The following is a 17647-nucleotide window of genomic DNA, read 5'->3' on the forward strand; positions in this document are numbered from 1 at the left end:
TCAGTACCCCTTCCGCGGCGGCTCGACCTGGTCGTCCCACTGGAGGCGGGCGACCGCGTCGAGGATGCGGTCGACGCTGGGCAGGTGGTGCTCCTCGAGCTTGGGTGCCGGGTAGGGGATGTCGAAGCCCGTGACACGCAGGACGGGCGCGGCCAGGTGGTGGAAGCACTGCTCGGTCAGCCGGGCCGCGACCTCGGCGCCGTAACCGCCGAAGCGCTGGGCCTCGTGGACGACGACCGCTCGCCCCGTCCTCCGGACCGACGCCGCGACGGTGTCGTCGTCGAACGGAGCGAGGGTGCGCAGGTCGACGACCTCGACGTCCCAGCCCTCCTCGACCGCGGCCTCGGCCGCCTCCAGGGCCGTGGCGAGCATGCCGCCGTACGCGATCAGGGTGACGTCCGAGCCGGCCCGGCGGACCGCGGCCCGGTCGATCGGCAGCGGAGCGGCCCCCAGGGTGGTGGTCTCCTTGCTCCAGTAGCGCCGCTTGGGCTCCAGGAAGATGACCGGGTCGGGGCAGTCGATGGCCGCACGCAGCAGGTCGTAGGCGTCCCCCGGCGTGCCCGGGGCGACGACGCGCAGGCCCGAGGTGTGCGTGTAGTAGGCCTCCGACGAGTCGCAGTGGTGCTCCACGCCGCCGATGCCGCCGCCGTACGGGACGCGGATGACGACCGGCAGGCCGACCGCGCCGCGGGTGCGGTTGCGCATCTTCGCCAGATGGCTGGTCACCTGCTCGAACGCGGGGTAGGCGAACGCGTCGAACTGCATCTCGACGACGGGCAGCAGCCCGTTCATCGCCATGCCGATGGCCGTACCGACGATCCCGCTCTCGGCCAGGGGGGTGTCGAAGACCCGCCGGTCGCCGAACCGGGCGGCGAGCCCGTCGGTGATGCGGAAGACGCCGCCGAGGGTCCCCACGTCCTCCCCGAAGACGAGCACGCGGTCGTCGGCCTCGAGGGCGTCGGCCAGGGCGCGGTTCAGGGCGCTCGCCATGGTCACGGGGGCCGCGGCCGGGGGAGCGCCCAGGGTCGCGGTCACTCCGCCTCCTGCAGCAGCTCGTCGGTCAGCAGCTGCTGCTGGGCACGCAACTGCAGGGTGGGCTGGGCGTAGACGTGCTGGAAGAGGCTCATCGGGTCCACCTCGACGTCGGCGTTCATGCCGGCGCGGACGCGGGACGCGAGCCCCTCGGCCTCGGCGGTGATCGCTGCGCGCGCGTCCTCGCCGAGGAGTCCGCGGGCGGTGAGGTAGCGCTCCAACCGGTCGATCGGGTCCCTCTCCAGCCAGGCGGCGACCTCGGCGTCGTCGCGGTACCGCTGCGCGTCGTCAGCGTTGGTGTGCGACTCGATCCGGTAGGTCAGGGCCTCGATCAGCGTGGGCCCGTGGCCGGTGGCGGCGCGCTCGACGGCCTCCCGGACGACCACGTGGACCGCTGCCGCGTCGTTGCCGTCCACCAGCACCGACGGCATCCCGTAGCCGATGCCCTTGTGCGCGAGGGACGGCGCCGCCGTCTGCTTCGCCAGGGGCACGCTGATCGCGTAGCCGTTGTTCTGCACCAGGAACACGACGGGCGACTTCCACACGGCGGCGAAGTTCAACGCCTCGTGGGTGTCCCCTTCGCTGGTGGCGCCGTCGCCCAGCAGCACGAGGGCCACGGTGTCCTCGCCCTTCACCGTTGCGGCGTGCGCCAGCCCGACGGCGTGGAGGGTGTTGGTCGCCAGCGGGGTGCACTGCGGCGCCACCCGGTACTCGTACGGGTCGTAGCCCAGGTGCCAGTCACCGCGCAGCAGCGTCAGCGTCTCCATCGGGTCGACACCCCGCGTGACCAGCGCGACCGAGTCCCGGTAGGTGGGGAACAGCCAGTCCTGCGGCCGCAGCGCGACGACGGCCCCGACCTCGCACGCCTCCTGCCCCCGGGACGACGGGTAGACCGCGAGCCGGCCCTGCTTGGTCAGCGCCGTCGCCTGGGCGTCGAATCGGCGCCCGACGACCATGCGGCGGTACAGGTCGAGGAGGACGTCCTCCTCGGGCATCGAGAGGCGGGAGTCGACCTCCCGGCCGTTCGCGTCGAGCAGGTGCAGCGGCGTCGGCGTCGGCAGGAGGGCCTCCGGGTGCCGGTCCGAGAGCTCCTCCGGGAGCTGGGCCGATTCCGGCACTGGTGGAGCGACCACGGCTACCTCCGCAGATGAGCGAGACAGATCGCGCAACTGTCGGACGCAGCCCGGCCATGCGTCCAGGGTCCCGGATCGAAACCGGACGACCGGTCAAGATCACGGGGGAGGGCGCGGCGGCGCGGGACTGATGGCTGCCGCTACGGCCCGGTGCCGACCGTCCGTCCGGCCGGAGCGTCGCCCACCTCGTCGAGGATCAGGATGGTGTGCGTCGCCCGGACGCTGGGGATCGCCTGGAGGCGGTTGAGGACGAGATCGCGGAGTGCCGCCGCGTCGGAGGTCCGGACCAGCAGCACGAGGTCGTACTCGCCGGAGACGAGAGTCGCGTGCCAGACCTCCGGGATCGCGCAGATGCGCTCGCGCACCTCCTTCCACGTCTGCTGGGCGATGCGCAGGTGGACCAGCGCTGAGACCGACAACCCCAGCCGGTCGGGGTCGACGCGGGCCTGGTAGCCCAGGAGAACGCCGTCGCGCTCCAGGCGCTGGACGCGTGCGTGCACCGCCGCGCGGGAGACGTGCACCTGCTCGGCGAGGGCGCGGACCGACAGGCGGCCATCAGCGCGCAGCGCGTCCACGATCCGCCGGTCGATGTCGTCCAACGGGGATGGCCGCGCCCCGGTGGACACGGGGCGCTCGGGATCCTGCTCCGTCACGGGGAGCAGTCTGACCGACGTCCCGGTCCGCTCCGGACGGGTAGCGGTGGCGCGGAGCGAGGCGGGGCCGCCGCCCGCGGCGGTCGGCCCGGCCCGGGTGGGCCGGCGAAGGCCTGGGCCAGGTCCAGCCACCGGTCGGCGTCGGCGCCCACGGCCTGCAGGGCGAGGTCGTCGCGGTGCCGGCGCTGGGTGACCCGCAGGCAGAAGTCGAGGGCCGGCCCGGTGACCCGCTGGGGCGCCTCGGGCGGGCCCCACGTCCAGACCTCGCCGTCCGGACCGGTCAGCTCGACCCGGAACTCCGCGGCCGGGGGTGCCAGGGAGTGCTGCCGGAAGGCGAAGCCGCGGGTGCGCACCCCCAGATGGGCGACCGCGCGCAGGCGGGAGGTGGCGGGGATCGGCCGGCCGAGGGCGTCGCGGACGTCGACGCCGTGCGCCCAGGTCTCCATCAGCCGGGCGGTGGCCATCGACGGCGCGCTCATGTCCGGGCCGAACCAGGGCAGCGCCGTGCCCGGCGGCAGCGCGGTCAGGGCCGAGGCGAGCGTGGCCCGCGCCGTCCGCCACCGGGCGAGCAGTTCCGGCGGGGCGGTGGCCGCGCCCGCCGCGGCCGCGGCGTCCACCGCCGCGGTGACGTCCGGCGCGCTGGCGACCAGGTCGGTGCGGAACCCCTCCGGGTCGGTGGCCGCCCGCAGCGCCACCTCGTCGGTCCAGACGAGGTGGGCGATCTGGTGGGCGACCGTCCAGCCGGCCGCGGGCGTGGGGCTCGCCCACCCTGCGGCCGGCAGCGGGGCCACCAGGTCGTCGAGGTCGCGCCCCTCTTCGGCCAGGTCGGCGAGCAGGCCGGTCAGCAGGTCCGCGGCCGTCACGACGACCGGGCGGGGTTGATGCGGACGCTCGGCACGCGATCGGGTTCGTCGTCGAGCCTGGCGCAGACCAGGTGGAAGAGCGTGCTGTCCATGGTTCTCCTCCGACTCCGACTCCGACTCCGGCGTGCCGGGCGTCGGGCTGTTCGGGCCCCACCTCCGGGCCCGGGAAACGCGCAACCGCGAGCGGCCGGCCGGGGTCGATGCCCCGGCCGGCCGCCCGTACCTCAGATCTTCGTCCTCACTCGGCCGGGACCTGCGTGGGCACCGCGGGTGCGGTTCCCGGGAGCGGCCGGCCGGCCGGACCGGCGAGCGGGCGCAGCAGCAGGTAGGCGGCCGAGGCGACCACCGCACCGGCGACCAGCGAGAGGTCCGCCCCATCCAGCGCCGCCGCGATCGGCGCGGTCCACAGCGTGGTGTTCACGCAGAGCAGGGACACCACCGCCCCCAGCAGCAGCGCGACCGCCCCCGCCCAGTTGACCCCGCCGCGGTACCAGAACGGGCTGCCCGGCGTCTCGTCGTGCAGCGCCACGCCGTCGTACCGGTTGCGGCGCACCGCGATGTCGGTGGCGTACACCGCCATCAGCGGGGCCAGGACGACGATGCTGAACTGCACGAAGTTGCTCACCGTCACCAGGAAGTCGGTGGCGAACGAGGCGTAGAAGGCCACCGCGGTGATCAGCACGCCGATGAAGAGCACCGAGCGGACCCGGCTCAGCTTCACCCCCATGCCCTGCTGGTACAGGCCGGCCGAGTAGGCGAGCAGCACGTTGTTCGACACCGCGCCGCCGACGACCACGAACAGGAACAGCGGGTAGAACCAGCCGGGCACGATCTCGGCGATGGACACCTGCGGGTCGGTCATGTCGATCCGGGTACCGGCCAGCACACCCAGCAGCGAGATCACGACCGACGGGAGCATCCCGCCGGCCGCCGTCCAGAGGGTCACCTTGCCGCGGGAGGACGAGACCGGCAGGTAGCGGGCGAAGTCCGCGCCGTTGACGTAGGACATCGCCGGGGCGGCGATCAGCGTGAAGCCGATGAGGAGCGACGCCAGCAGCGGCGCGCCCTCCAGCGGGGCAGCCGGCGCGTAGCCGAAGTCGGCCTTCGAGACGACGAAGATCCCGAGCACGACGATGACGGCGCCCATGACGAGGCCGAAGACCGGGCTCAGCTTCACCATCGTGGCGTGGCCGTAGATGGTGACGGCGAACGTGGTCACGGCCAGGGCCAGCAGGATGACGACCTGGACCGGCACGTTCACCGGGATCCCGAGCTCGCCGGCCAGCGCGAAGCCGGCCAGCGCGCCGAGGGCCAGGTTGATCGCGCCGTAGACGACGGCGATCACCCACATGATCCCGGACATGAAGACCCGGTTGCCGCGGACGCCGAACACCGCCCGGGTGATGACGGCCGACGGTGTCCCGGAGGCGAACCCGCTCGTTGCCAGCCAGCCCACGAGCACGTAGACGAGGTTGGCCGCGACCACCACGCCGATCGCCTGCGCCAGGGACAGGCCCAGCAGGAGCATCGTCCCGCCGAGCACGAAGAACAGGTAGAGCATGTTCGCGGAGAAGTAGATCCACGCCACGTCCCGAGGACCGCCGTGGCGTTCCTCGGGCGGGACGAAGTCGATGCCCCTCACCTCGACCTTGCCGGCGACGTCGGTCGCGGGGGCCGCGGTGCTTCCCTGCGGGGTTCGAACGGTGTCGGACATGGGAACTCCTAGGAACGGGCGCCGCGTCTCCGCGCTGCCGATCGTGCGGTCATCCGCCGGGGCTCGAGCGGACGCCGTGGTGCGCACGTGCCGGAGCACGTCGGAGCCCGGGTGCAGGCGTCCCGCGAGGGGGCACCTGCACCCGGTGGAGCTCGGGCAGCGCAGCGCTGCGTGCCCGCGACCGTGGGATCAGCCGGCCAGCGACTCCAGCGCCTCGTCGACGCCGACGAGGCGGGACTCGTGGTGGTGGACCAGCCGCCAGCCCGCCGGGGTGCGACGGAGGACGAACGAGCAGCGGACCTCACCGTCGAAGGTCGGGTCGGCGCCGTGGAGCTTGATCCGGGTGCGCAGCCGGCTGAAGCCGAACGCGGCGTCCCCGAGGACGGCGACGTCGGTGGCGATCTCGTCCCACTCCAGCATCGACTCGACGTGCCCGGTGTCGCTTTCCCAGTAGCGCAGCAGCGCGTCCCAGTCGGTGATCGGGAGGACGTGCTCCTCGGGCTGGTACACGAGGCCGTCGAAGTCGCTGTCCCAGTACTGCCGGCCGGCGGTGAAGTCGAGCGCCTTCATCGCCTGCACCCAGCCGGTGATGGTGGCGCGGACCGCCTGCTCGTCGCTCGTCACGTACGGGTCTCCTCGGAAGAGTGGGGAAGGGGTGGCTCAGGCGTCCAGGTCGAGGACGACCCGGTTGCTGGTGGGGCGGGCCTGGCAGGTGAGGACGTAGCCGGCGCCCAGCTCGTCGGCGTCCAGCCCGGTGGTCCGCCGCATCACCACCGAGCCCTCGACCGTGAGCGCCCGGCAGGTCGCGCAGACGCCGTCCCGGCAGGAGTAGGGGACCTCGGGGCGCACCGGCAGCACCGCGTCCAGGACCGAGCGGTCCTCGGCGGTCACGCGCACCGTGGTCTTCTCGCCCTGCGCGATGATCGTGACGTCGCTGTCGACGACCTCTCCGGACGGCTCCTCCTCGGCGTCGTCCTGACCGGAGGTGAACAGCTCGTGGTGGATCGAGCGCGCCGGCACCCCGAGTGAGGCGAGCAGCGTGGTGATCTCACTGATCAGCTCCTCCGGCCCGCAGAGCAGCCAGGCGTCCACGCCGTCGGCCGCGACCGTGGTGCGCAGCAGCTCCCCGGTCAGCCGGCCGGAGAGGTGGTCGCCGGGCACGGGCTCCCGGGAGAGCACGTGGTGGACGGTGAGTCGGCCGGGGTACCGGGTGACCAGCTCGTCGATCTCGGCGGCGAACATCGTGCTGGCCCTGGTCCGGTTGGCGTACACCAGCGTGACGGTGCTGTGCCGCTCCACCTCCAGCACGGTCGCGACGTGCGACAGGATCGGGGTGATCCCGCTGCCGACCGCGATCGCGGCGTAGTGCTTGCTGTGGGTGGGCAGCAGGTCCAGGCAGAACCGGCCCATCGGCGTCATGACGTCGAGCTCGTCCCCGGGGCGCAGTTCGGTGATCGCCCAGGTGGAGAACAGCCCGCCGTCCTGCCGCTTGACGCCGACCTGGAGCCGGCCGCCCGCGGGGCTGCAGATGGAGTAGGTCCGCCGGGTCTCGCCGTCCGGGTGGACCAGCACCAGGTGCTGCCCCGGGCGGAACCGGAAGTCGTCGCGCAGGCGGTCCGGCACCTCGAAGCTGATGCGCACCGCGTCCTCGGTCAGCGGGTGGACGTCGGCGACGCGCAGCCGGTGCAGGGCGGGTGCCCGCCGCCGCGCGAGGGGGTTGAACGCCGGGGTCGTGCCCGCCGAGCGTCGGGACAGGGGAGGCATGGTGCCGGACCGCGGTCGCGCTCAGGCGCCGAGGTTGGGGACCGACATCTCGCCCTCGCCGTCGACGAAGCCGTAGTTGCGCATCGGCCCGGTCGGCGGCATCACCTGCTCGTGCTCCTCCTCGTCGGTCCACACCGCGGCCTCGACGACGCCGCTGGCGTCCTTCCACTTCCCGGTGCCGCCGAGGAACGTGTAGACCCCGCCCTGGTAGCCCTCGCGGACCACCCAGTCGACGCGGCCGAAGAGCTTGTCGCCGTCCTCGTCGTTGCCCTCGATGTGGCCGAACCCGCCACTGACGGGGGCCGTCGCGCCCAGGTCGATGTCGTCGACGCCGGCGTACCGGGTCTTCACGTGCACCACGCGGCCGTTCTCGAAGGTGTACCGGGTGACCATCCAGGTCTCGTAGTTCACCCGCCACTGGTCCAGGCCGATCTGGACGGGGGTCTCCCAGTTGGCGGTGCCTGCTGCGGTCATCCGGACCTTCACGTTCTTCACCTCTGTCTGTTCGGCGGTTCCTCGTGAGCGATCTCACAGGCAGGGGAGGGAACCGACAATTGGCGCAAACGCCGATCTTCGACGGCAGAGGCCGGTCGAAGATCGGTTTTCGACCGCCGCGGCCCGCTCAGCGGGGGAGGATGAGCCCCTCGGCCAGGGCGCGGGACACCGCGGCCGAGCGCGAACCGACCCGCAGCTTGGCCATGACGTGCTCGACGTGGGCACGCACGGTCCGGGTGGTCACCGACAGCTGGTCGGCGATGTCGCTGTTGGAGTCCCCGGTGGTGAGGCTGGTGAGGACCTCCAGCTCGCGGGGCGTGAGGTCGTGCAGCCGACCGGCGTCCCGGACCGCGAGGACGGCGACGCCGTCCCGGCAGCGGAAGGCCTGGCAGGAGTACCAGCCGCCGCCGTCGCGGGGCCACAGGAACGAGGCGGTCCACCGGCCCCGGGGCAGCACGCGGGCGACGATCTCCGTGACGGGGAGGTCCAGCACGGGGGAATCGGTCCCCCCGGGCACGTGCAGCGGGACGACGGTCCCGTCGGGCCGGACGGCCAGCGACGTGGCGTCGGCCTCGAGGGTCGTGGCCAGGACCCGTGCCGACTGCATCGGGTCGACCATGTTCGCCAGCGCCAGGGACAACCGCCCGACCACCGCACACGCCTCGTCGGACGGGGACTCCTCGCTCGACCCGGAGAGCATGAGGAAGCCGGTGTGCCGGCCGTCCGGCGTGTGGAGGGCGCTCACCATCCCCTCGTAGAGCCCCTGGGCGCGGCCGTACTCGGCGATCCCCCGGACGGTCATCGGGTCGACCGGCAGGTCCCGTTCCCGCAGCGGCCACCCGGTGCGCGGCATGCCGAAGGGCTCGATGAGCTCGGCCTGCCACTCGGGGCTGAGCAGGTACTCGACGAAGTCGTCGTCGTAGCCCCGGGACAGGATCGGTGTCCGGGAGCCCGACGGCGTGGTGGTCGAACTGGTCACGATGCCGGCGTCGAAGGGGAAGACCCGCCGGAGCTGGTCGAGCACCTCCTCCATGCGCTCCTCGACCGAGGCGCTGGAGGTGACGATCCCCGCGACCTGCGAGACCACCTCGACGGCCTCGCTGCTGAGCGGGATGCCCTGCCAGGGCGGCATGCCGGCCATGAGCGACCTCCCGTCGGATGGATGAGCACCGGGCGACCGCATGGTGCTCTTCTTTCGACCCGAGGTACAGGAAGTCGACCAAAATTAACGCGTCGGTGAGGCGATCCGTACCGATCCACACGGGCGTGGGGTGGGTCCGGCACGGCGCGAGCCCGCCGCGTCCCCCGAGCTCGGGGGACGCGGCGGGCCCGTGGGGTGGGTCGCGCCGGTCAGCCGACCAGCTTCTTGGCCAGGTACCGCTGGAAGGTCTGGATGGCCACCTCCAGGTGCGACAGCGGCCCGCCGTCGACGTTGGTCCGGGTGGTCAGCGCCATCTGGACGTCGGCCTGCGCCTTGGCGTCCTCACCGTTCACGCTGCTGAGCCACTCCCGGTACTCCTTGACCTTCTCCGTCAGCTCCGGGTCCGACAGGGCGGACTCGTGGACCAGGATGTCCAGTTCCGCGTAGTGCGACGTCGGGCCGGTCGGCAGGAAGGTGATGGTCAGCGTGGCGTCCGGGCCGGGGACCAGGATGAAGCCCGGATACATGCCGGCCACGGTCACGAAGGATCGCTCGTAGGCCGTCAGGTTCGGCGCTCCGGGCAGCAGCAGCGGCTGGAGGTAGTGGCCGTCCTCCTGCCCGCCGGCCGCCTCCGGGGAGACGAACATCCGGGCGAAGAAGAAGTCGCTGGTCTCGACCTCGTCGAAGTCGACCATGTGGGCCGGCCACATCGCCTCGAGCGAGTTCAGGTGCGTGCCGATGTGGTGGTAGGCCTCCCGGCCGTTCTCCATCCCGACCTTCCAGTTGGCCTCCACCTCGCCCCAGATGATGCGGTCGGCCAGCCGCCACTCGCTGATGTCGTAGTTGCCCAGGCGCGGCTCGATCTGGTCGGTCAGGTCGCTCAGCGGGGCGGGGTCGGCGTCCAGGTTGACGAAGACGAAGCCCTGCCAGACGGCGGTCTTGAAGGTCGGCAGCGCGATGCTGTCCTTCGTCCGCTGGAACAGGTTGCTCTTGCCCATGTGGGCCGCACCCTCCAGCTTGCCGTCCAGCCCGTAGGTCCACTTGTGGTAGGGGCAGGCGAAGGACTCCGCGTTGCCCTTCTGCCCCTCGCAGTCGGCGAGGATGTCCATGAACCGGTGCTGGCAGACCCGGGACAGCGCCCGGATCTCTCCGTCGGCGCCGCGGGTGATCAGGATCGGCTCGCCGGCGATGTCGTGCTTGATGAAGTCACCGGGCTGGGCCAGCTCCTCCACGCGGCCGACGCGGATCCAGGACTTGCGCCAGATCTTCTCGATCTCGAGCTCGTAGAGCGCCTCGTTGGTGTAGAAGGCGCCGGGCAGGGCGCGGGCCTCCTCGAGGGGACGGGCGGCCCGCTCGGCCAGGACCTCGAGCAGGCCCTGGAGCTGCTCGGCCCCACGCAGGGGCGCGGCCGGGGGAGTGGCTTCCGTCAACGACATGGTGGGACCTCCGCGGGGGTGTGAAGCTCGTCACCCCGAATGCTGGGCGGTCGGTGGTGCGCGGTCCATTGGCGCAAAGGCCAGTCTTTCCAGGCCGGGCGGCCGCGGGGGCCGCAGCCATGGCCTTTCGGCCAATTGCGACGAGCAGCGCGGATGAGGACGGTGAGGCCCCTGTCACATCCCAGGAGGAAGCACATGAAGGCCGTCCGGCTCCACGAGTACCACACCATGCCCCGGCTCGACGACGTCCCGCAGCCGGACCTGCAGGGGCCGAACGACGTCATCGTCCGGATCGGCGGCGCCGGGGTGTGCCGCACCGACCTGCACGTGCGCGACGGTTGGTTCGAGCAGGTCATGGGCCCCGAGCTGCCCTTCGCCCTGGGCCACGAGAACGCCGGCTGGGTCGAGGCGGTCGGGGAATCGGTCACCAGCGTGAAGGTCGGTGACACCGTCATCTGCCACCCGCTGGCCACCTGCGGCGTCTGCGCCGGCTGCCGGCGCGGTGAGGACATGTACTGCGTGGCCGGCATGTTCACCGGCGTCAACGCCGACGGCGGCTACGCCGAGTACATGCGGACCTCGGAGCGGGCGCTGGTCGTGCTGCCGCAGGAGATCGACCCGATCGACGTGGCCCCCTACGCGGACGCCGGGCTGACCGCTTACCGCGCGGTCCGCAAGGCCTCGAAGATCCTTCAGCCGGGGCAGACGGTCGTCGTGCTCGGCGCGGGTGGCGGCCTCGGGCACATCGGCGTCCAGTTGCTGAACGAGATGACGCCGGCCCGGGTCGTCGGCGTCGACAAGAGCGAGCTCGGCCGCGACCTGGCCGCCAAGGTGGGTGCCGAGGCCGTCTTCGGCGTCGAGGACGCCGCGGCGGGGGTCGCGGAGCTCACCGGCGGGGCCGGCGCGAACCTGGTCCTCGACTTCGTGGTCGAGGGCGACACCCCGCAGCAGGCCGTCTCGATGCTGGGCCAGGGCGGCACGTACTCGATCGTCGGCTACGGCGCCCAGCTGGGCCTGGCGACGATGGAGCTGATCCTCAAGGAGGCGACCGTCGTCAGCACCATGGTCGGCAACTACGCCGACCTCTCCGAGCTGATGGCCCTGGTGGTCCGCGACCGGGTGAAGCTCGAGACCAAGCGCTACGCCCTGGAGGACGCCGTCTCGGCCCTCGACGACCTGGACAACGGCCGGGTCCGCGGCCGCGCCGTCCTCACGCCGAACGCCGCTTCCTGACCCGCTCGCCGAGCGCGCCACTCCGTGGCCGGCCCGCAGGGGCCGGCCACGGCTGTGGCATGCCCGGGGACCGGTCGTGGGGCGTCCCGTGACGGTCGCGTTACGCAGGTCGAAATTCCGCGATTCATGCAGCTCGGGCCGTTGACATTCGATGCAGAGCTGCGAAGCTGCTACGAAATCCGATCAAGGAGTGACTCATGACACAGGCGCAGGAGCTGCGCGACCAGCTGATCGAGCAGGGCGTCGAGTACGTCTTCGGCTGGTACACCGACATCCACGGCGTGCCCAAGAGCAAGTGCGTGCCGGTCCGGTCGTTGCCCTCGATGGCCAAGGGCTCGGAGCTCTACACCGTCGGGGCGCTGGAGGGCATGGGCGAGCTCGGCCCGCACGAGGACGAGTGCGCCGGCATGCCCGAGCTGGACCGGCTCGTCGTCCTCCCGTGGGACAAGCGCTTCGCCCTGGTGCCCACCCGGCTGCACCTGGACGGCGTGCCCTACGAGCAGGACGCGCGCAACACGCTCGTCCGCCAGGTGGAGGCGGCGGCGGCGGCCGGCTTCACCGCCAACGTCGGCATCGAGCCGGAGTTCTACGTCGTGCGGGAGACCGCCGACGGCTGGCAGCCGCTGGTGGCCAGCGACCGGGTGCACGCCAAGACGCGCGGCTACGACGTCGAGGCCACGATCCTGGCCGAGCCGTTCCTGGGCCCGATGGTCCGGCACATGAACAGCCTCGGCTGGGGCGTCTACTCCTTCGACCACGAGGGCGGCGACGGCCAGTACGAGTTCAACTTCGACTACACCGACGCGCTCACCATGGCCGACCAGATGGTGTTGTTCCGGCTGATGGCCAAGGCCGTGGCGCGGGAGAACGGCTGCATCGCGACCTTCATGCCCAAGCCGTTCCAGGACGACTTCGGCTCGGCGGCGCATATCAACATCAGCCTCGCCGACCTGCACACCGGCGAGAACGTCTTCGCCGCCGGCGACGGCACCCCGGCCTACAGCGACCTCTCCCGGCACTTCGTCGCCGGGGTGCTGGCCCACGCCGGCGCCATCAACGCGGTCATCTGCCCGACGGTGAACTCCTACAAGCGCTTCACCAGCAAGGGTTTCATGGACGAGATCTCCTGGGCGCCGGTGCACCGGGCCTGGGGGGAGAACAACCGCACCCTGATGTGCCGGATGCCGGTCAACCGGCACTGCCTGGAGGTCCGCACCGCCGACAGCGCGGTCAACTACCACCTGGGCATCGCGATGGTCCTGGCCGCCGGGCTGGACGGGATCAAGCGGCAGCTGGACGCCGGTGAGCCGCTCAACCGGGACACCTACAAGCTGAGCAAGGAGGAGCTGGCGCAGTACGGCAACCTCGCGCTGCCGGCCACCCTCGACGAGGCGCTGGACGAGTTCGAGACCGACGACGTCGCCAAGGACGTGTTCGGCGCCGACTTCCACGCCACCTACCTGGCCTACAAGCGGCAGGAGGCGCACGAGTACCGGTCGGTCGTCACCGACTGGGAGACCCGCACCTACCTGCAGCGGATCTGAGGCCGCCGGTGACCATCGATTCCCAGGCCTTCGCTCTCGACCTGCCCGCCGACGTCGAGGAACGCCGCCGCGCCGCCAACGCGGAGACGCTGTCCCGGCTGACCGCCGCGGAGCCGGTGCTGGTGGACGTCGCACCCGCCGGGGACGTCGTGCCCGGCATGACGCCCTCGACGATCCTCACCTCGGGCGCCCCCCTGGAGTGGCACGAGTACACCGGCGGCCAGCGCCGGGCGGTCCTCTACGCCGCCGTCTACGAGGGCCTCGCCGCCGACCTCGCCGGGGCCGAGCAGGCCATCGAGTCCGGCCGGGTCCAGGTGCGCAGCACCCAGCAGCACGCCTGCATCGGCTCGGTCGCGGGCATCTACACCGCCTCGATGCCGGTGCTCGTCGTCCGCGACGAGACCCACGGCAACACCGCCTTCTGCAACCTCTACGAGGGCGAGAGCCGCCACCGGCTGAACTACGGCTCCTACGGCGAGGAGGTCGTCACCGGGCTGCGCTGGCTGGAGGAGGTGATGGGCCCGCTGCTGGCCGAGTGCCTGCGCCGCACCGGCCCGATCCGGCTCAAGCCGCTCATGGCCCGGGCGCTGCGCCTCGGCGACGAGCTGCACAGCCGCAACACCGCCGCCACGCTCCTGCTCACCCGGGAGCTGACCCCGGCGTTCCTGGACCTGGAGTCCACGGAGCACGCGGCGGCCGCCCGTGCGGTGTTCGAGTTCCTCAGCCGCAACGAGTACGCGTTCCTCCGGCTCGGCATGGCGGCGGCCAAGGCCACCGCGGACGCCGCCCACGGCATCCCGTACAGCAGCGTGCTCACCGGCATGGCGCTGAACTGCCGCGAGTTCGGCATCCGGGTCAGCGGGCTGGAGGACGAGTGGTTCCGCGGGGCGCACCCGCGCCTCGAGGGCCGGTTCTTCGACGGGTTCACCGAGGCCGACGCCGAGTGGATCGGCGGGGAGAGCTGCGTGACCGAGACCATCGGGCTGGGTGGCTTCGCCCAGGCCTGCGCACCGACCCTGCAGGCCTACCAGGGCGGCACCAGCGAGGCGATGCGCGCCAACAACGAGGCGATGTACGCGATCACGGTGGGGGAGCACCCGGACTTCCGGCTGCCGCCGCTGGACTTCCGTGGCTCCCCGGTCGGCATCGACGTCTTCAAGGTGCTGGAGACCGGGGTCGTCCCGGTCATCGACGGTGGCCTGGCCGGCAAGGACGGCGGGCAGATCGGGGCCGGGGTCCTGCGCCCGGACCTGGACTGCTTCACCGACGCGGCCGACGCCTACCGCCGCCGGTACGTCACCGGCTGATCCCTGCGGCCCGGGTGGGCGGGGCCCTCCCGCCCACCCGGGCCGACCACCCCTGCACCTCCCGGCGAGGAGGGCTCCACTCCTTCGCCGGGCGCCCACACCACCCGCCCGCACCGCCGGCCGACCCCAGGAGAGCTCGTGGCCACGTCAGACCCCGTCCGGCCGGTCACCCCCGGCGCGTCGTCCCCCTCCGTCGCGGGGGACCGGGACGCCCGGCTCTCGCGCACCCGCATGGGCCCCTTCGAGCTGGCGTTCTTCGTCGTGGCGGCGGCCGGGCCCCTGCTGGTCGTGGCCGGCTTCGCCCCGCTGGCCTTCCTCATCGGCGGGGTCGGCGCCCCCGGCGCGCAGCTGGTCGCGGCCCTGGTGCTGCTGCTGTTCGCCGTCGGGTTCACCCGGATGGCGCTGCGGATCCGCAACCCCGGGGCGTTCTACTCCTACATCGGGCGCAGCCTGGGCCGGCCGATGGGTGGGGGCGCGGCCGTGCTGGCGCTGTGCGCGTACTCGGTGATCGCGATCGGCCAGCTGGGGGCGTTCGGGTCGTTCTCGGCCGGCACGGTCAGCCGGCTGACCGGGGTGGACGTGCCGTGGCCGGTCTTCTCGCTGCTCGCGATCGTGATCGTCGCGGTGCTCGGGCACCGGCGCATCTCGCTGTCGGCCAAGGTGCTCGGCATCGCGCTGCTCGCCGAGGTCGCGATCCTGCTCGTCCTCGCCGTCCCGGTCCTCCTCCAGGGCGGCCCGGAAGGGCTGGAGTTCGGCTCGTTCTCCCCGTCGGCGATCTTCGCCGGCGGTGGCACCGGTGCCATGTTCGCCGTGGTCTTCGGCGCCTTCATCGGTTTCGAGTCCACGGCCATCTATGCCGAGGAGACCCGGGAGCCGGCCCGCACGGTGCCCCGCGCGACCTACCTGGCCCTCGGCTTCCTCGGCATCTTCTACACGTTCATGGCGTGGATCGCCGTCGTCGCCTTCGGGGAGTCGCAGATCGTCGCGGCGGCCACCGAGAACCCGACGGAGCTGTTCTTCATCGCCACCGAGCAGTACGTGGGCCACGGGGCGACGGTGGTCATGGAGATCCTGCTGATCACCAGCGCATTCGCCTCGACGCTCGCCTTCCACAACACGACCTCCCGCTACCTGTTCACCCTCGGCCGGGAGGGGCTGCTGCCCCGCCGGCTGGCGGCGGTGCACCCGCGGCACGGGTCGCCGCACGTGGCCAGCGCCGTCCAGGCGGCGGCCGCGGTGGTGGTCGTGCTGCTGTTCGCCCTCGCCGGGGCCGACCCCTACCTGGGGTTGTTCCTGCTGATGGTGGGGCCGGGCATCCTGGCTGTCATCGTGTTGCAGGCGCTGTGCGCGGTGGCGATCGTCGTCTACTTCCGGCGGCACGCGGCCGGGCACGGGATGTCGGTCTGGGCGACGCTGGTCGCCCCGCTGGCCAGCCTCGTCGGCCTGGTGGTCGCCACCTGGCTGGTGGCCATCAACTTCGAGCTGCTGAGCGGGCGGACCGACTGGGTCAACGTGCTGCTGCTGGCGTGCCTCCCGGTCGCCTTCGCGGTCGGCGTGGTGGTCACGACCGTGCTGCGCCGGCGCGATCGGGCCCGCTACGAGGCCCTGACGCAGACGCAGATCTACTGATGGGTCCACCGGTCGGGCGACCGCACGGGACCGGCCGGCCTCCTAGGCTCTCGCCCATGCCCCGTCGCAGCTCACCGGCCGAGTCCAACGGCCGTCCCGCGGACGGCGTCGTGCCCGGCGCCCTGCCCGTGACGGCCATCGACGACACCGATCGCGAGATCCTCCGCGTCCTGCAGGTCGACGGCCGGACCAGCAACACCGAGATCGCGCGCCGGCTCGGGGTGACCGAGACGACCGTCCGCAAGCGGCTGGCGGCGCTGCTGGAGGGCGACCTCGTGCAGATCGTCGCCGTCCCGACACCGCGGCTGGCCGGCCTCACCGTCTCGGCGATCATCGGCGTCTCGGTGCAGTTGAAGCTGCTGCAGACGGTCGCCGACGCCCTCACCGAGCGGCCCGAGGTGCGCTACTGCGGCATCTCGGCCGGCCGGTACGACCTCATCCTCGAGGCGTTCTTCACCGACCACGAGCACGTCGTCCGCTTCTCCACGGACGTGCTGGGGCCGATGGAGGGGGTCATCGACGTCGAGACGTCCCTGATCCTGAAGATCGAGAAGTTCTCCTACGAGTGGGAGATCCCCTGACGGGGGCGGCACCGCCGGCTTCGCAGTCGTGCCCGAGCCGCGGTTCCGCCGGGCGATAAGCTGCTCAGCACACGTGGGCCTGGCCCCGGACAGATGGGGGCGGCGTGCCGACCACGATTCGCGACGTCGCGGAAGCGGCCGGGGTGTCCATCACCACCGTGTCCCACGTGCTGAGCGGGCGGGGCCGGATCGCGGAGGGCACGCGCCGCCGAGTCGAGCAGGCGGTGGCCGACCTGGCCTACCGGCCCAACGTGCACGCGCAGCAGCTGGTCACCCGCAAGAGCCGCACCGTGGCGATCCAGGTCGCAGGCTTCGCCGACCACGTCAGCTCCAGTGCCCTGATCCCACGATCGGACTACTTCCTGGATCTGCTCAACGGCGCCGCCGAGGCGGCCGCCGAGCGGGGGTACGCGGTCATCCTCACGCCGCCGAGCGCCGACGCCGCCACGGTCGAGGAGTTCGCCGTCGACGGCGTCATCGTCGTCGACCCGCGCGGTGACGAGCCCCTGTTCTCCGACCGGTGGCACCACCCTCGCCGGATGGTGACCACCGGCCGGCCGACGATGGTCGAGCAGGTCGCGGCAGTCGTCGACAACGACCACCGGGCGGCGGCTGTCGCCATGCTCGAGCATCTGGCCGAGCAGGGGTACCGGCGTCCAGCCCTGATGATCACGACCACGGCGCGCTCGTACACGTCCGACGTGCTCGAGGCATACGCCGCCTGGACGGCGGCGCGCGGGATGCCGCCGGTGGTGGTGACGGTGGACGAACCGCCGACGGAGAACGCCGCCGCCGAGGCCCTGCGCTCGCTGCTCGACCGTGACCCCCGGCCCGACGCCGTGTATGCCAGTGCCGAGGACCTCGCCCTCGGGGTCCTGCACGAGGCACAGCGCCGCGGCCTGAGGGTGCCCGAGGAGCTCGGCGTCTGCAGCGCCGTCGACAGCTCGGTGCTCCAGCTGACCTCTCCGCAGGTCACCGGGATGTTCCTCCACCCCCGCGACATCGGTCGCGCCGCTGCCGGTGCACTGCTCGACGTGCTCGACGATGCCGCAGCCCCGCCCCGGGACGTCCACGTCCCGGTGGAGCTGTTCGCCCGCGGGTCCACCCTCCGCCGGGGCTGAC

The 17647-nt window shown here is 72.2% G+C and carries 16 protein-coding genes; 6 read left to right on the forward strand and 10 right to left on the reverse strand.

The annotated features are described in order from the left end of the window. The 10 genes from BMZ50_RS14965 to BMZ50_RS15010 all read right to left on the reverse strand — a co-directional run bounded on the left by BMZ50_RS14965 (position 1) and on the right by BMZ50_RS15010 (position 10231). Positions 1-1035 (reverse strand): alpha-ketoacid dehydrogenase subunit beta, encoded by a 1035-nt coding sequence (locus tag BMZ50_RS14965; protein ID WP_245753667.1) that lies wholly within the window; start codon positions 1033-1035, stop codon positions 1-3. After that, positions 1032-2165 carry a pyruvate dehydrogenase (acetyl-transferring) E1 component subunit alpha gene (pdhA, locus tag BMZ50_RS14970; RefSeq protein WP_218146267.1) on the reverse strand — a complete coding sequence of 378 codons (1134 nt, stop codon included), beginning with the start codon at positions 2163-2165 and terminating at the stop codon, positions 1032-1034. The genes BMZ50_RS14965 and pdhA overlap by 4 nt, the downstream gene beginning before the upstream one ends. Before the next feature lie 140 nt (positions 2166-2305). Beyond that, entirely contained in the window at positions 2306-2818 is a 513-nt protein-coding gene (locus BMZ50_RS14975) for an Lrp/AsnC family transcriptional regulator (RefSeq protein WP_091326029.1), read from the reverse strand. Then, positions 2815-3681: a TIGR03084 family metal-binding protein gene (locus BMZ50_RS14980; protein ID WP_177212800.1), complete on the reverse strand. Its 867-nt coding sequence runs from the start codon at positions 3679-3681 to the stop codon at positions 2815-2817. The genes BMZ50_RS14975 and BMZ50_RS14980 overlap by 4 nt, the downstream gene beginning before the upstream one ends. 238 nt (positions 3682-3919) lie before the next feature. Continuing rightward, positions 3920-5395, reverse strand: a complete 1476-nt coding sequence (locus tag BMZ50_RS14985; protein WP_091326033.1) for a purine-cytosine permease family protein — start codon at positions 5393-5395, stop codon at positions 3920-3922. Between the two features lie 189 nt (positions 5396-5584). Further along, positions 5585-6019 (reverse strand): nuclear transport factor 2 family protein, encoded by a 435-nt coding sequence (locus BMZ50_RS14990; protein WP_091326036.1) that lies wholly within the window; start codon positions 6017-6019, stop codon positions 5585-5587. A 36-nt stretch (positions 6020-6055) separates the two neighbouring features. Continuing rightward, positions 6056-7159, reverse strand: a complete 1104-nt coding sequence (locus BMZ50_RS14995) for a 2Fe-2S iron-sulfur cluster-binding protein (protein WP_091326038.1) — start codon at positions 7157-7159, stop codon at positions 6056-6058. 21 nt (positions 7160-7180) lie between these two features. Continuing rightward, the gene (locus BMZ50_RS15000) at positions 7181-7633 is read right to left on the reverse strand and encodes a hypothetical protein (RefSeq protein WP_143087184.1); all 453 of its coding nucleotides are present in this window, start codon (positions 7631-7633) and stop codon (positions 7181-7183) included. Between the two features lie 148 nt (positions 7634-7781). Beyond that, the gene (locus BMZ50_RS15005) at positions 7782-8795 is read right to left on the reverse strand and encodes a helix-turn-helix transcriptional regulator (RefSeq protein WP_143087185.1); all 1014 of its coding nucleotides are present in this window, start codon (positions 8793-8795) and stop codon (positions 7782-7784) included. 209 nt (positions 8796-9004) lie between these two features. Then, entirely contained in the window at positions 9005-10231 is a 1227-nt protein-coding gene (locus BMZ50_RS15010) for an aromatic ring-hydroxylating oxygenase subunit alpha (RefSeq protein WP_091326045.1), read from the reverse strand. 195 nt (positions 10232-10426) lie between these two features. Here BMZ50_RS15010 and BMZ50_RS15015 point away from each other — a divergent pair, with 195 nt between their 5' ends. The 6 genes from BMZ50_RS15015 to BMZ50_RS15040 all read left to right on the forward strand — a co-directional run bounded on the left by BMZ50_RS15015 (position 10427) and on the right by BMZ50_RS15040 (position 17646). Then, positions 10427-11464: an NAD(P)-dependent alcohol dehydrogenase gene (locus BMZ50_RS15015; RefSeq protein WP_091326047.1), complete on the forward strand. Its 1038-nt coding sequence runs from the start codon at positions 10427-10429 to the stop codon at positions 11462-11464. 197 nt (positions 11465-11661) lie between these two features. After that, positions 11662-13008, forward strand: a complete 1347-nt coding sequence (locus BMZ50_RS15020) for a glutamine synthetase family protein (protein ID WP_091326048.1) — start codon at positions 11662-11664, stop codon at positions 13006-13008. Positions 13009-13016: 8 nt separating this feature from the next. Further along, positions 13017-14315 (forward strand): YlbE family protein, encoded by a 1299-nt coding sequence (locus tag BMZ50_RS15025; protein WP_218146268.1) that lies wholly within the window; start codon positions 13017-13019, stop codon positions 14313-14315. 138 nt (positions 14316-14453) lie between these two features. Next, positions 14454-15944: an APC family permease gene (locus tag BMZ50_RS15030; RefSeq protein WP_218146269.1), complete on the forward strand. Its 1491-nt coding sequence runs from the start codon at positions 14454-14456 to the stop codon at positions 15942-15944. A gap of 56 nt (positions 15945-16000) precedes the next feature. Then, the gene (locus tag BMZ50_RS15035; RefSeq protein ID WP_177212808.1) at positions 16001-16525 is read left to right on the forward strand and encodes an Lrp/AsnC family transcriptional regulator; all 525 of its coding nucleotides are present in this window, start codon (positions 16001-16003) and stop codon (positions 16523-16525) included. A 104-nt stretch (positions 16526-16629) separates the two neighbouring features. Next, positions 16630-17646, forward strand: a complete 1017-nt coding sequence (locus BMZ50_RS15040; protein WP_091326052.1) for a LacI family DNA-binding transcriptional regulator — start codon at positions 16630-16632, stop codon at positions 17644-17646. Position 17647 lies beyond the last annotated feature (1 nt).

Origin of the sequence: Geodermatophilus ruber (genome assembly GCF_900114385.1) — a bacterium.
Lineage (GTDB): Bacteria > Actinomycetota > Actinomycetes > Mycobacteriales > Geodermatophilaceae > Geodermatophilus > Geodermatophilus ruber.